Annotated in this window: 14 protein-coding genes; all 14 read left to right on the top strand. The window is 47.2% G+C overall.

Translation table 11 applies throughout. The features are described from left to right. Positions 1-485: 485 nt before the first annotated feature. The 14 genes from HMPREF3144_RS01530 (at position 486) to nuoL (ending at position 14888) form a co-directional block, all read left to right on the top strand. Entirely contained in the window at positions 486-1763 is a 1278-nt protein-coding gene (locus tag HMPREF3144_RS01530) for a porin (protein WP_070475915.1), read from the top strand. Between the two features lie 439 nt (positions 1764-2202). Beyond that, positions 2203-2736, top strand: coding sequence for a hypothetical protein (locus HMPREF3144_RS01525; protein ID WP_070475912.1), 534 nt, complete (start codon positions 2203-2205; stop codon positions 2734-2736). Positions 2737-3246: 510 nt separating this feature from the next. Beyond that, positions 3247-3606, top strand: a complete 360-nt coding sequence (ndhC, locus tag HMPREF3144_RS01515) for an NADH-quinone oxidoreductase subunit A (protein ID WP_018027322.1) — start codon at positions 3247-3249, stop codon at positions 3604-3606. A 21-nt stretch (positions 3607-3627) separates the two neighbouring features. Beyond that, complete coding sequence (locus tag HMPREF3144_RS01510) at positions 3628-4113, top strand: NuoB/complex I 20 kDa subunit family protein (RefSeq protein WP_018027321.1); 486 nt, start codon at positions 3628-3630, stop codon at positions 4111-4113. 9 nt (positions 4114-4122) lie between these two features. After that, positions 4123-4821, top strand: coding sequence for an NADH-quinone oxidoreductase subunit C (locus HMPREF3144_RS01505; RefSeq protein ID WP_070475906.1), 699 nt, complete (start codon positions 4123-4125; stop codon positions 4819-4821). Positions 4822-4823: 2 nt separating this feature from the next. Beyond that, positions 4824-6080, top strand: coding sequence for an NADH-quinone oxidoreductase subunit D (locus tag HMPREF3144_RS01500; protein WP_018027319.1), 1257 nt, complete (start codon positions 4824-4826; stop codon positions 6078-6080). Positions 6081-6123: 43 nt separating this feature from the next. Next, complete coding sequence (gene nuoE / locus HMPREF3144_RS01495) at positions 6124-6609, top strand: NADH-quinone oxidoreductase subunit NuoE (RefSeq protein WP_018027318.1); 486 nt, start codon at positions 6124-6126, stop codon at positions 6607-6609. Between the two features lie 5 nt (positions 6610-6614). Beyond that, positions 6615-7982 carry an NADH-quinone oxidoreductase subunit NuoF gene (gene nuoF, locus HMPREF3144_RS01490; RefSeq protein WP_018027317.1) on the top strand — a complete coding sequence of 456 codons (1368 nt, stop codon included), beginning with the start codon at positions 6615-6617 and terminating at the stop codon, positions 7980-7982. 12 nt (positions 7983-7994) lie between these two features. Then, positions 7995-10295 (top strand): NADH-quinone oxidoreductase subunit NuoG, encoded by a 2301-nt coding sequence (nuoG, locus tag HMPREF3144_RS01485; protein WP_036559607.1) that lies wholly within the window; start codon positions 7995-7997, stop codon positions 10293-10295. Beyond that, positions 10295-11395 (top strand): NADH-quinone oxidoreductase subunit NuoH, encoded by a 1101-nt coding sequence (gene nuoH, locus HMPREF3144_RS01480; RefSeq protein ID WP_018027315.1) that lies wholly within the window; start codon positions 10295-10297, stop codon positions 11393-11395. The genes nuoG and nuoH overlap by 1 nt, the downstream gene beginning before the upstream one ends. Before the next feature lie 10 nt (positions 11396-11405). Next, positions 11406-11894, top strand: coding sequence for an NADH-quinone oxidoreductase subunit NuoI (nuoI, locus tag HMPREF3144_RS01475; RefSeq protein ID WP_018027314.1), 489 nt, complete (start codon positions 11406-11408; stop codon positions 11892-11894). 12 nt (positions 11895-11906) lie between these two features. Then, entirely contained in the window at positions 11907-12551 is a 645-nt protein-coding gene (locus HMPREF3144_RS01470; protein ID WP_036559609.1) for an NADH-quinone oxidoreductase subunit J, read from the top strand. After that, entirely contained in the window at positions 12548-12874 is a 327-nt protein-coding gene (gene nuoK, locus HMPREF3144_RS01465) for an NADH-quinone oxidoreductase subunit NuoK (RefSeq protein ID WP_018027312.1), read from the top strand. Before HMPREF3144_RS01470 ends, nuoK begins: the two co-directional genes overlap by 4 nt. Positions 12875-12884: 10 nt before the next feature. Next, positions 12885-14888 carry an NADH-quinone oxidoreductase subunit L gene (nuoL, locus tag HMPREF3144_RS01460; protein WP_070475903.1) on the top strand — a complete coding sequence of 668 codons (2004 nt, stop codon included), beginning with the start codon at positions 12885-12887 and terminating at the stop codon, positions 14886-14888. Position 14889 lies beyond the last annotated feature (1 nt).

The raw sequence follows: 14889 nt of genomic DNA, 5'->3' as shown, positions 1-14889 counted from the left end.
AGCGCTATTTAACCGTTTTTATGCAAAAGTCTCACACTGCATTGGCTTGACTTGTTGCGTACAAGCTACGTAAAAGTGAGATTTAAGGTGTTTTTGTTGTGTAAAAATAACAGAATACAGCAAAAACGTATCGCTTATACAACATAAACGTTGTTTTATCGCTAAAAACAGGTAAACTGAAGTTGTTGTTTGGTTTTGTTTGTATGAAGTAGTTGGGGTTCTAACTTAAAGTATTTTCTTAAGAATACCAACAAGCAGCAAGACCTAGGGTTGTTGTTTTAGTTCTTTTTTGTTGCCTCATGGCAACAGAAGCATGACTAAAACAACAAAAAAAAGAGAATTTTGAGTTTAAGAGTAGTCAAAACACTCAAAATTTGGTGCAATAAACACATCTTCCCTTTGTGGAATATTTAGAGGGCAGTCATTCAAACAAGTGGATGTTGCGAATACTGTTCTAATTACTCAAATCTACGGAGATTTAACAAATGAAAAAGACTTTGCTAGCTGCAGCTCTTGTTACCGGTTTCGCCGGTGTTGCTCACGCAGAATCATCTGTCACTTTATACGGTTTAGTTGACGCTGGTTACGGTTATCAAAACATTGAAACTAAGTACCGCGGTGATTACACGAATGGTAAGGTATCAACTCGTAACTTCGGCGTACGTAGTGGTGTTATGAACGGTAACCGTTGGGGCCTAAAAGGTAAAGAGGACTTAGGTAACGGTACGTCTGCTATCTTCGTTTTAGAAAGTGGTTTTGATTTAGGTGATGGCTCTGCCTCGCAGGCTAAATCAGTGTCTCATAAGGTTGTGGTAGATGTTGATGCTGATGGTAAACCTGTATACGGTACCTTAAAAACTAAAGAAAATCGCTTATTTGGTCGTCAGGCTTATGTTGGTTTAACTGGCGATAGCTGGGGTACTTTCACTATCGGTCGTCAATACAACGCTGCTGATACCTTTGTAGCGCCAGTTGATCCATTCGGTACTGGTGGTGGTTTAGCTTCTGCGACTAATGTGTTTGGTGACTCACTTTCTACTCGCTACGATCGTGCAATTAAGTACGTTTCTCCTAACTTTAGCGGCTTCCAGTTTGGTGTGGGTGTAGTGCATGATGATAACCGTGTAAAAACTAGCGGTGAGCGCTTTGGTGGTGACACTAAAACAAGTGACCGTCTATTCGGTGTGACTACTGGTTTAGGTTTTACTTCAGGTCCTATCTACTTAGGTGCCTCATTTGATTACATCAATTTGAAGTCTAAATTAAACGGTGAGACTACTTCAGACGCTAAAACTAAAGCATGGAACGTTGGTGGTACTTACGACTTTGACGTAGTAAAATTGCATTTAATGTACGGCGGTCAAGTTGATGGTGCTATCGGTGGTGTGGGTGCCTTAGCTGATCATGCTGTTGAAACAATTGGTTTGGAGGCTACTCCAGGCTTTGGTGCGGGTGCCTTTAATGGTGAAGGTTTACGTCAGCACTCATGGTTAGGTGGTTTATCTGCGCCTGTGGGTGATGCTGGTAAAGTAATGTTCTCTTACGCCGGTAACACTGTTAAGAACAAAGATGTTAACCCTGATGTAAAAGTTAAATCTCACAACTTTGCTTTAGGTTACCGTCACAGCTTATCTAAGCGCACTTCTGTATACGGTGTAGCCTCTTACGGTTGGGCTGAAGGTAAAGAGCGTCGTGATAACTTCAGCGGTAAAACTAAAACCAATGCTACTCAAGCAGTTATTGGTTTACAGCACCGCTTCTAATTGTTCGCATGGCTTGACCATGTAGAATAAATAGATAAAAAAGCCACTCTTCGGAGTGGCTTTTTGCATTTGTGCTTAAGAAAGCCGCAAAGTTCGCCTGACCTAAAGTTGTCATCATGGTCAACAAGTAATAGCATGACCGCCTGCAAAAATCCCAGCTAAACATGGTTAGACTGATCTCCTTCTCGTAATAATATGTCGCATCTAACATAGATTGGTAATAGCGTTCATCACAAGCGATGGTTACACTTGACTGACTTCTTTTGCTTTTATTAGTCATATTGGTGAAGCAAAAAAAGGAAGCGCAAGTGAGGCAGAGATAGCTGAGTTTGCAAAATGTGGTTTAAATAGCTTTAGAAGTGTTTGAATCACGACTAACTAATATCCCTTAATTGTTTATTAGCTTAGTTTTTTAACCATTCACAATAGAGGTGGTGTGATGAAAGTAAAAATATTAGTAGCAACATTATTCGCTTCGTTTGCCTTAATAGCTCACGGCAATACTGATACGAATGACACTTACGTTGAAGAAGCCAACTCGCTTGGTAGTCCAGCGAGCACGGGTTATGCTGGTGCAGGCTCGCCCGATAAGCCTCAACCTAAAGAGGCTGACAGCAATGAAGCATCTTCAGCTGAGGTGGTTGATAAGATGTCTCGGGATGATACTGAGGAAGAGCTGCCAGGGGCGGTGGAGCAGGCGATGGGTGATGACAGTCCCTTAAGTGCTATTCCCCGTGATGATTTACCTAAAGAGTGTTTAGACTATTTCCAAGCGCTTGAGGATCGCTTGCATCGATTCCCCGAAGCAAAAGACGCCGCTGTAAAAGCAGCTGAGGAGTTGAGAGCATCCTTTGAATCCATGGAGGGTGATTTAGAGCAGTTCACCCAGACCTGTAAAGACAGGTATGAAGATTTTAAAGAAGCAAATAAAAAGCTAGACAAACGTTTGGAAAAAGACGAGGCTAAAAAGTGAGTGGCCTCCTCGATTAAAAAGCTGCGGTTTTAATTCGCAGCTTTTTTTGTGTCTGCCTAGCTAGGCTGGTCAAGCTGAATCGCCCTGCCTAAGGGGAATGAAGGGGAAGATAATTCGAATGGCAAAGTGCTGCTGGCCAAGGGCGGGGTCAGACCGAGTACGTGATGGTGGCTGGCGAGTTAGTGGTAAGGGATGGTTCAATATAGCGTTTTTGCAGCAGCTTGGTGCAGCTCTTAAAAGTCTCCTTTTTGCCAGTTTCGGTAGTTTCAAGTTTCAATTGATTGATTTTTGTTTTTCAGCTACTTGTAATAGTCTGTTAATGCACCTAGTAGCATGCATCTATTGTCTCCACAGTCTAGATTGAATTTCCTCCTACTTTTATAGTATATGCGCAACGCTCAATGTGTGAAAAAATGCTACAATAGAAAGGTTTATTTAATTACAATTTTATTAATTAATTGTAGCGATAGACAGTTTAAAAAGTTCATAAGCTTTCTTTAAAGGTGTTTCATGAATGTAGCAGAGTATTTTCCGGTGCTTTTGTTTGTCCTAGTGGCAGGCGGCCTTGGGGTTGTATTGTTATTGCTGGGGGTCGTGTTGGGCCCGAGAAACCCGTATGATGAGAAGCTGTCCCAGTACGAGTGTGGTTTCGAGGCATTTGAGGATTCGCGCATGCGTTTCGATGTTCGTTACTACTTAGTCGCCATTCTATTTATTTTATTCGACTTAGAGATTGCCTTTTTATTCCCATGGGCGGTTGCCAATCAGCAAGTTGGCTTAGTCGGTTTCTCCACAGTGGTCGTGTTTTTAGTCATTCTTACGGTTGGCTTTATCTACGAGTGGAAAAAGGGTGCGCTAGATTGGGATTAATTTTCAGAAAAGGGTAGATAAATGTCTGAACAAACTCAATTAAAAGAAAAGGGCTTTCTGGTTACCTCCGTGGATGCGGTGATGAACTGGTACCAGACGGGTTCGATGTGGCCGATGACCTTCGGTTTGGCCTGTTGTGCGGTAGAGATGATGCACGCTGGTGCGGCACGTTATGATATGGACCAATTCGGGATTATTTTCCGTCCCAGTCCGCGTCAGTCCGATGTGATGATTGTTGCCGGTACTTTGTGTAATAAAATGGCACCTGCGCTACGCAAGGTATACGACCAGATGGCTGAGCCACGTTGGGTGGTGTCCATGGGTTCCTGTGCTAATGGCGGTGGTTACTACCACTACTCATACTCTGTGGTGCGTGGCTGTGACCGCGTAGTGCCGGTTGATATTTACGTGCCGGGTTGTCCGCCAACCGCAGAGGCCTTGATATACGGCTTATTACAGCTCCAAAATAAGATTCGTCATCAAAAGACGATCGCTCGTGAGGCGTAGGAGGCTGAGATGACGCGTTTAGAGAAATTACATCACACCTTAGTCAAGCTGTTAGGCGAGCAGGCTCAGATTGTAGCGTATGCTGGTGAATTGACCTTGACCGTGGCGCCCGAGCATTGGGTGCAGACCTGTTCAATGCTGCATGAGCACGAGGAGCTAGCGTTCCAACAAGCGATTGATCTCTGTGGTGTGGACTATTTAACCTATGGTGGGGTATCGGTTGCGCCTGAGGATAATCAACCATTGCTGCCAACAGAGGCTACTGCTGATTTAGATGCGGCCTTGGAGCCTGTGGATGCGATGCCCTCCGAGCAACCCAGTCAGTTCCCAGGGCGTTTTGCGGTGGTCTTGCATTTATTATCAGTCAAGCATAATTGGCGCTTACGTGTGCGTACCTTCCCGCAGGATAATGACTTCCCATCCGTACCTAGCTTAGTCAATATCTGGAACAGTCTTAACTGGTTTGAGCGTGAGGCTTTTGACTTATTCGGTATTGTGTTTGAGGGGCACCCCGACTTACGCCGTATTTTGACTGACTATGGCTTTATCGGTCACCCTTTCCGCAAGGACTTCCCGGTGATTGGTCATGTTGAGATGATTTACGACCCTGAGCAAAAGCGTGTGGTCTATCAGCCTGTGTCGATTGAAAATCGCGAGATTACACCGCGAGTCATTCGCGAAGAGGGTTATGGAGCAGGGCGAGAGTAATTATGGCAGATATTAAAAGTTATACCTTAAACTTCGGTCCGCAGCACCCGGCAGCTCACGGCGTTTTACGTTTGATTCTTGAGCTTAATGGTGAGGTGATTTTACGAGCGGACCCGCATATTGGTTTATTACACCGCGGTACCGAGAAATTAGCTGAGCAGCGTACCTATGTGCAGGCGCTCCCTTATATGGATCGTTTAGACTACGTCTCCATGATGGTTAACGAGCACGCCTATTGTATGGCGGTAGAAAAGCTATTAGGTATCGAATTACCTAAGCGTGCCGAGTACATCCGTACCATGTTCGATGAGATTACCCGTATTCTTAACCACTTGATGTCTATCGGTTCGCATGCCTTAGACGTGGGTGCAATGGCGGTGTTCTTATACGCTTTCCGTGATCGCGAATACCTGATGGACTGCTATGAGGCAGTGTCCGGTGCGCGTTTGCACGCCGCCTACTATCGTCCCGGTGGTGTATATCGTGATCTGCCTGACAGCATGCCTAAGCACGAGATTGACTCGAAGTACCGTAGCGTACGCGATATGAAGCGTCTTAACGAGTGGCGTGAAGGCTCGATGCTTGACTTTATTGAGGCCTTTGTCGATTACTATCCATCGGCGATTGATGAGTACGAGACGCTGTTGACCGATAACCGTATTTGGAAGCAGCGCTTGGTCGATGTCGGTATTGTGACCCCTGAGCGCGCCCTCAATAAGGGCTTTACCGGGGTGATGCTGCGCGGTTCCGGCGTGGAGTGGGATATTCGTCGTAAGCAGCCCTATGCCGTCTATGATGAGTTAGATTTTAATATCCCGGTCGGGGTTAACGGTGACTGTTATGACCGTTACTTATGCCGTATTGCCGAGTTACGCGAAAGTACCAAAATCATCAAGCAATGTGTACAGTGGTTGCGTGATAATCCAGGCCCTGTCATGTACGAGGACAATAAAATCACCCCACCTAAGCGTCTTGAGATGAAGACCGGTATGGAGGAGTTGATTCACCACTTCAAGTTATTCTCAGAGGGTTTCCCTGTACCTGAGGGTGAAGCATACGCAGCGGTTGAGCATCCTAAGGGTGAGTTCGGTATTTATATGATTTCCGATGGCGCCAATAAGCCATACCGTCTCAAAATCCGTGCCCCGGGCTTTGTGCACTTACAAGGCTTAGACGAGATGTCGCGTGGTCATATGTTGGCGGATGCGGTAACCATTATCGGTACCCAGGATATTGTATTTGGTGAGATTGACCGCTAGGAAGCCAGTGCTTCATAGCATCAACGAATTACAGGAAATTAACATGTTGCTTTCTGAACAGGCTTATAAAAAGATTGACAAGGAGTTGGCAAAGTATCCTGCCGATCAACGTCAATCAGCAGTTATGGCCGCTTTGCGCATTGCCCAAGAGGAAAAAGGCTGGGTCTCCGATGAAGTCATCGTTGACGTTGCCGAGTATTTAGGCATGCCGACAATTGCGGTGCAAGAGGTCGCCACCTTCTACGATATGTATGAATTAAAGCCGGTAGGTAAGTACAAACTAACCGTCTGTACCAACTTACCTTGCGCCTTAAGAGATGGTGAGAAAACTGCGCATTACATCAGCGAAAAATTAGGTATTGCCATTGGTGAAACGACGCCTGACGGCTTAATCACGCTCCAAGAGAGTGAGTGTCAGGGCGCCTGTGGTGATGCCCCCGTTTTATTAATTAATAACCATCATATGTGCGTGCGCATGAGCAAAGAGCGTATTGATGAGTTGTTAGCCGATATTCAAAGTGAGGGTTAAGCGTCATGGGTTTAGAACGTATTATCCAAAAGTATAGCGGCGGACTTGAGCCCAATCCGGGCGGTGATTTATCCAGCAGTATGATATTTCATAATCGTCATATTAACCCACAGATTCTCAAGGGTTTAGACGGTCATAACTGGGGTATTGAGGGCTATATGGCCCGTGGCGGTTACGAGGTATTGCGCAAAATCTGTGCCGGTCAGTTAGATCAGGACACGGTGATTAATGAGCTTAAGCTCTCTTCCTTACGCGGTCGCGGCGGTGCAGGTTTCCCGACGGGCCTAAAGTGGAGCTTTATGCCTAAAAACTACCTCGGTCAAAAGTACGTCGTTTGTAACTCGGACGAGGGTGAGCCGGGAACGTTTAAGGATCGTGATATTCTGCGCTTTAACCCCCATGCAGTAATTGAGGGTATGATTATTGCCGGTTTTGCCATGGGTGCGAGTGTTGGCTATAACTATATTCACGGTGAGATTTTCGAGGTCTATGAGCGTTTTGAAGAGGCGCTAGAGCAGGCGCGAGCTCACGGTTTCTTAGGTGATAATATCCTCGGCAGTGATTTTAGTTTCCAACTGCATGCGCACCACGGTTACGGTGCCTATATTTGTGGCGAGGAGACTGCTTTACTTGAGTCACTTGAGGGCAAAAAGGGTCAGCCACGCTTTAAGCCGCCATTCCCTGCGAATTATGGTGTTTACGGTAAGCCAACCACGATTAACAATACCGAGACCTTTGCCAGTGTGCCTTATGCTTTAGCGATGGGCGGCCAGCAGTACTTAGAGCTCGGTAAACCAAACAATGGCGGTACCAAGTTATTTTCTATCACCGGTGATATTGAGCGACCAGGTGTGTATGAGATTCCGATGGGAACACCATTTAGCAAGCTATTAGAGATTGCAGGCGGGATGCGTAACGGCGCTAAGCTCAAGGCCGTGATCCCCGGTGGTTCGAGTGCGCCGGTGTTGCCGGCCGATATCATGATGGACTGTACCATGGACTATGACAGCATCGCCAAGGCCGGTTCGATGTTGGGTTCCGGTGCCGTAACGGTGATGGACGATAGTCGCTGTATGGTGCGTTCATTATTGCGTCTGTCATATTTCTACCAGCATGAGAGCTGCGGCCAATGTACCCCTTGTCGTGAGGGTACGGGCTGGTTATGGCGCATTGTGCACCGTATTGAGCATGGTGAGGGTCGTCCTGAGGATCTGGATGAGCTGGAGCGCATTGCCGGTAATATCATGGGCCGTACCATTTGTGCCCTTGGTGATGCGGCAGCAATGCCGGTGCAGGGTTTCTTGAGACATTTCCGTGATGAGTTCGCGTACCACATTGATAATAAGCAATGTTTGGTAGCGCCGTATATTTAATAGGTTTGTACCATGGTTGAACTTACCATTGACGGCAAGAAAGTATCCGTTCCTGAGGGCAGCTTTGTTATGCACGCTGCGACCGAACTGGGTCTTTATGTGCCACATTTTTGTTATCACAAAAAATTATCTATCGCCGCCAACTGCCGTATGTGCTTAGTCGAGGTCGAGAAAGCGCCAAAGGCATTACCGGCATGTGCCACACCGGTGACACAGGGTATGGTTGTCCATACGAAATCACCAAAGGCATTAGCTGCACAGCAGGCGGTGATGGAGTTTCTATTAATCAATCACCCCCTCGATTGTCCAATCTGTGACCAGGGCGGTGAGTGTCAGTTACAGGACTTAGCCGTGGGCTACGGTTATGATGCCAGTCACTACCATGAAGAAAAGCGGGTGGTGTTCCACAAATCAATGGGTCCGCTAATCTCGGCTGAGGAGATGAGTCGCTGTATTCACTGTACCCGTTGCGTTCGCTTTGGCCAAGAGGTGGCCGGGGTGATGGAACTAGGTATGTTAAATCGCGGTGAGCACGCAGAGATTACTTCCTTCTTAGGTAAGGCGGTCAGCTCCGAGTTATCGGGTAATATGATCGACCTCTGCCCGGTCGGTGCCTTAACCTCTAAGCCCTTCCGCTATCAGGCGCGTACCTGGGAATTAGCACGTCGTCGCTCGGTCAGCCCGCACGATAGCGTGGGTGCAAATCTTGTGGTACAGGTGAAAAATGACCGTGTGCTACGCGTGGTGCCATTTGAAAATGAAGCGGTTAACGAGTGCTGGATTAGCGATAAGGATCGCTTCTCCTATGAGGGTCTATACGCCGAGGATCGTTTAACCACGCCGATGCTTAAGGGTAGTGACGGTGTTTGGCGTGAAGCGAGCTGGGAAGAGGCATTATTAGCAGCCGCTGAGCTTTTACAAAATGTCAATGAGCAACAGGGCGTGGATAGCATCGGTGCATTTGCTGCCGAGTATTCTACACTCGAGGAGATGACCTTATTAAGCCGCATTGTGCGTGGTCTAGGCTCTAACAACATCGATAGCCGCTTACGTTTAGGCGACGAGAACATTGACAAGGCCTTAGAGGGTACCCCATGGTTGGGTATGCCGATTGCTGAGCTGAATCACTTAGACGGTGTGTTGGTGGTTGACAGTAATTTACGTCAAGATCATCCATTATTTGCACAGCGTTTACGCCAAGCGGCAAAGGCCGGTGCGCGTATCGTCTTGCTTGATAGTAATGGCGAGGATCCATTATTCCCAGTGGCGGCGCGTTTAACGGTGGCACCAAGCCAGCTATGCGCTGCGATTGATAATATCGCCAAGGCGGTAGCGCAGCTGAAAGGCGGTGCAGAGCTTGACGAGCAGGATCCAATCAATCAGATTGCCGCTATTTTATTAGCGGGTAAAAAGCCAGCTGTGTTTATGGGTAACGGTGTCTTAAGTAAGTCATCGGCCAGTAATGTCTTGGCCCATAGCCATGTGTTAGCAGAGGCTTTAGCAGCACCATTAGGCTATTTAACGCGTGGTGCTAACCACGTGGGTGCTTCGGTTGCCGGGGCGACGCCGCAGCAAAACGGTATGAATGCCGCGCAGATGATGAAGAATCCGCTAAGCGCCTATGTGGTGTTGCATGCGGAGAGCTTGGATTTTGAGGATCCGATTCGAGCGCGTGAGATTTTCAGTAAGGCCGCTACCATTGCCCTGACTTCTTACCAGTCAGATGCAAAGCAATGGGCCAAAATTATGCTGCCGGTTGGTCCTTTTACCGAGACTTCCGGTACCTTTATTAATGCTGAAGGACGAGCCCAGAGCTTTAAAGGCGTGGTGCCATCATTGGGTAATAGCCGTCCAGCCTGGAAGGTATTACGCGTCTTAGGTAATTTACTAAAACTGGCTGACTTTGATGCGGAAAGCTCAGAGGCTGTACGTGATGCGGTTTTAGCTCAGAACTATACCGGTAGCTTCAATAACGAGGTGAAGGCAGAACCGTATAATCCAAATGTAGCGCTTAATGCTTTTGAACGAGTGGCTAATCTTCCGATTTATCGAAGCGATGCGATAGTACGTCGTGCGCCTGCCTTACAAAAGCAGACAGCGGCTCCAGTGGCCGGTCTAAACGCTGCCATGATGGCCAATTTAGCCGTGGTTGAGGGTGATCAGGTGCGCGTTAAGAGCAATAGGGGCGAAGTCGTGTTGCCAGTGCAGTTGCAAGCGCAATTGGCTGATAATACGGTCAGTGTGCCGCTGGGCTTTGAGCAAACCGCTGTCTTAGGTGGTGCATTTGTCCAACTTTCAGTGGAGAAGGTCTAATGAATACGAATATTTGGGCATGGTTTACTGATGGTGTAGCAGCGCTCAATGCATGGGGTAGCAATTTACTTGGTGAAACCCTATGGATGGTGCTGTGGACGATTATTCTGATCCTCGTGATCGCACTACCGATTATTATCTGTGTGGCGTTTTTAACCCTGTGGGAGCGTCGCATGATTGGTTATATGCACGTGCGTCGCGGTCCTAACCGGGTAGGTCCTGGTGGTCTATTACAGCCTTTTGCTGACGTGCTTAAGCTATTGACCAAGGAAGTGATCGTCCCGGCCAAAGCCAACAAGGTGATGTACATCTTGGCACCAATTATGACCTTAGTGCCAGCATTAGCGGCCTGGGCCGTGGTGCCGTTTGGTCCAGAAGCTGTTTTAGCCAATGTTAACGCCGGTATTTTATATATTGTGGCGATTACCGCATTGGGTGTGTACGGTGTGATTTTCGCAGGTTGGGCCTCTAACTCTAAGTATCCTTTTTTAGGTGCGATGCGTGCATCGGCACAAATGATTTCTTATGAGTTATCGCTGACCTTTGTGTTGGTGACCATCATTCTCGTTTCCGGCACCATGAATATGAACGGTATCGTACTTCAGCAAACGAGCGGTTTTTTTGCTGATAAAGGGGTGACCTTCTTATCATGGAACTTTATTCCTTTATTCCCTTTATTTATTGTTTATATCATCTCGATTGTGGCGGAAACTAACCGTCACCCATTTGACGTGGTAGAGGGTGAATCGGAAATTGTGGCCGGGCACATGGTGGAATATTCGGGTATGGGCTTTGCGATGTTCTTCTTAGCCGAGTACGCCAATATGATCTTATTGTCGGCCTTATGCTCAATCTTCTTCTTGGGCGGTTGGTCGGCGCCATTGGATATGGTTCCATTTACCTGGGTACCTGGTTGGTTGTGGTTAGGTATTAAGACCTTCTGCGTGGTGTCGCTATTTGTGTGGTTCCGTGCCTCCTTCCCACGCTTCCGCTATGACCAGATTATGCGTTTAGGTTGGAAGGTATTTATTCCATTAACCTTAATTTGGTTTTTTGTGGTGGCAATTTGGATGCAAACACCATTAAGTATTTGGAATTAAGGGTGAGATTATGAGCAAGTTGAAACGCTTTATGAACAGCTTTATGCTGACCGAGTTACTCAAAGGGATGATGCTGACTGGTAGCTATTTCTTTAAGCCGAAGTTCACCCTTAAGTATCCTTACGAGAAAACGCCGATGTCGCCTCGTTTCCGCGGTTTACATGCTTTGCGTCGTTACCCAAACGGGGAAGAACGTTGTATTGCCTGTAAATTATGTGAGGCGGTCTGTCCAGCCATGGCGATTTCCATTGAGTCGCATGAACGTGAAGACGGTACGCGCCGTACCACACGTTATGACATTGACTTAACCAAGTGCATTTTCTGCGGTTTCTGCGAGGAAAGTTGCCCGGTTGACTCCATTGTTGAGACGCATATTCACGAGTATCACGGCGAGAAGCGCGGTGATTTGTACTTCACTAAAGACATGTTGCTTGCGGTGGGCGATCGTTATGAGGACGAAATTGCCAAGCGTCGCGAAGCAGATGCGCCGTATCGCTAATAGGTGGAGATCATGGTTTTTTCGACAGTTCTTTTTTATATTCTGGCTTTTATTGCCATTGTTGCTGCCGCCCGTGTGGTGTTAGCACGTAGTCCGGTGGTTGCTGCCTTGCACCTGATGCTGACCTTTTTCTCTGCGTCGATGCTGTGGATTTTAATCGGTGCCGAATACCTCGGTTTATTGCTGATTATTATTTATGTCGGTGCGGTGATGGTGATGTTCCTCTTTGTGGTGATGATGATTGATGTGGTGCCCGAGAGTCTACGCCAAGGTTTCCGTACCTATCTGCCACTCGGTTTAGTGGTTGGCGGTGTGATGGTGTTGGAAATCGCCTCCGTGTTAGCGGCGGTTTATTTGGGTACAGGCGCACCAATTGCGGTTTCTTTACCTCAATCCTACAACAACGTGGTACAGATCGGTATCGCTATGTATGCTGAGTATAGTTACGCGATTCAGGTCGGTGCCTTGGTATTATTAGTGGGTATGGTGTCAGCGGTAGGTATTACCTTACGCGAACGTAAGAATCGCAAATACACCAATGTGAGTGATCAGTTAAAAGCCGATCCTAAGGATCGTTTACGTATCGTGAGTATGGCTTCCGAGTCTGAGCCTCGCACGGCGGCTGCAGTTGAAGTCCAAGAGGGAGAAAGCAAATGACCTTGAGTTTAGCGCATTATTTAATACTCGGCGCTGTGCTGTTTGCTATTGGGGTTTTCGGGATTTTCTTAAATCGCCGTAACATGATTGGGATTTTGATGTCGATTGAGTTGCTATTATTAGCGGTCAATATGAACTTCGTGGCCTTTTCTCAATGGCATCCGGGACCTGATGGTTTACCGGAAACGGCAGGGCAAATCTTTGTTTTCTTTGTCTTAACTGTTGCGGCGGCTGAAGCGGCAATCGGTTTGGCCATTCTTGTTATGCTATTCCGTAAGATTAATTCAATTAACGTTGACGACATTGGTCGTCTACAAGGGTAGGGGGTAAATCATGGCATCAACATTATCTCCAATCCTCTTACTCGCCATTGCATTGGCGCCCTTACTGGGTTCCGTGCTAGCGGGTCTATTTGGTACCGGTTTCTTCGGGCGTCAAGTCACGCGTGCCGGTGCGCATGGTATTACCATTGCCTTAGTGGCGTTTTCCGCTTTGGCATCACTCTATGTCTTATGGCAGGTGATTGCGCACGATGCCTATTTCAACGGGACCATCTACACTTGGACCTTGATCGGACATATTCCGATTGAAATCGGCTTTTTGGTGGATTCGCTAACGGCCACGATGATGGTGGTGGTTACCTCGGTCTCCCTCATGGTGCATATTTATACCATCGGTTATATGGTGGACGATCCTGGCTACCAGCGCTTCTTTAGCTATATTTCACTCTTTACCTTCTCCATGCTGATGCTAGTCATGGCAAATAATATGCTGTTGCTATTCTTCGGTTGGGAGGCAGTTGGTTTAGTGTCTTATCTCTTAATCGGTTTCTGGTACGAAAGACCGACGGCGATTTTCGCTAATATGAAGGCATTTATTGTGAACCGTGTGGGTGACTTTGGTTTCATCTTAGGTATTGGTTTACTCTTTGCCTACACCGGTAGCTTAAATTATGATCAGGTGTTTGATAGTGCTAGCATCTTGTCATATACCAGCTTCCCGGGTACGGATTGGTCTTTGGTCACGGTTGCTGCTATCTGCTTATTTATCGGTGCCATGGGTAAGTCTGCGCAAGTACCTTTACATGCATGGTTACCTGACTCGATGGAGGGTCCAACACCGATTTCTGCATTGATTCACGCGGCCACCATGGTGACAGCGGGTATCTTTATGGTGGCTCGCTTCTCACCTATCTTTGAGTTATCTAATACTGCGCTATCCTTAGTGATTGTGGTGGGTGCTATCGGTGCCTTGTTCCTCGGTCTACTCGGTTTGATTCAAAACGATATCAAACGTGTGGTGGCTTACTCTACCTTATCGCAGTTAGGTTATATGACGGTGGCACTGGGTGCTTCGGCTTACAGTGTGGCCGTCTTCCACCTAATGACGCACGCTTTCTTTAAAGCCTTGCTATTCTTAGGCGCTGGTTCGGTGATTATCGGTATGCACCATAATCAAGATATTCGCTACATGGGCGGTATTCGTAAGTACATGCCAATTACTTGGATTACTTTCTTATTAGGTACCTTAGCCCTGGTAGGTACGCCATTCTTCTCAGGCTACTACTCCAAAGAGCATATTATCGAAGCAGCCGGTGCGGCCAATATCTGGGGTGCGAACTTTGCCTACTACTGCGTGCTGATTGGCGTGTTCGTTACTTCCTTGTATTCGTTCCGACTGTACTTCTTAGTATTCCACGGTAAGGAGCGTTATGAGGACTTGCCGGCGGATGCGGAGCATCGTTTTGAGAAAAATGAGAAGCCTAAAGAATCACCATGGGTGGTGACTGTACCTTTAGTGGTATTAGCGATTCCATCGGTGTTGATCGGTGCTTGGGTGATTGAGCCGATGCTGTTCGGTGATTTCTTCAAGAACGTGATCTACGTGGATGCGGCAGCTCACCCTGCGATGGCAGACATTGCTGCGACTTTCCATGGTTGGCTTGAGTACGGCTTACATGCCTTTATGACCTTACCGTTCTGGTTAGTGGTGGCCGGTTTTGTGGTGGCCCTATTCCTTTACGTGGTCAGTCCAGCGACGCCGGGCAAAATCTACCACTCCTTATCCGGTATTAACCGTATTTTGGAAAATAAATACTATGTTGACTGGGTCTATGAAAATGTCTTTGCTCGTGGCGCTCGCGCGCTCGGTCAAGGCTTCTGGAAAGGTGGTGATAAGGGTGTGATTGATGGCTTTATCATCAATGGCAGTACTAAAGCGGTTGCTTTAATTGCCTCGCTTAGCCGCAAGCTCCAGTCCGGTTACGTATACCATTACGCCTTCTCCATGTTGGTGGGTATTATTGTTTTAATCTCTTTCTTTGTATTGGTGCGATAAG

It is taken from the genome of Oligella sp. HMSC05A10, assembly GCF_001808335.1.
Classification (GTDB): domain Bacteria; phylum Pseudomonadota; class Gammaproteobacteria; order Burkholderiales; family Burkholderiaceae_B; genus Oligella; species Oligella urethralis.
This window is presented reverse-complemented; position numbering and strand designations above follow the sequence as displayed.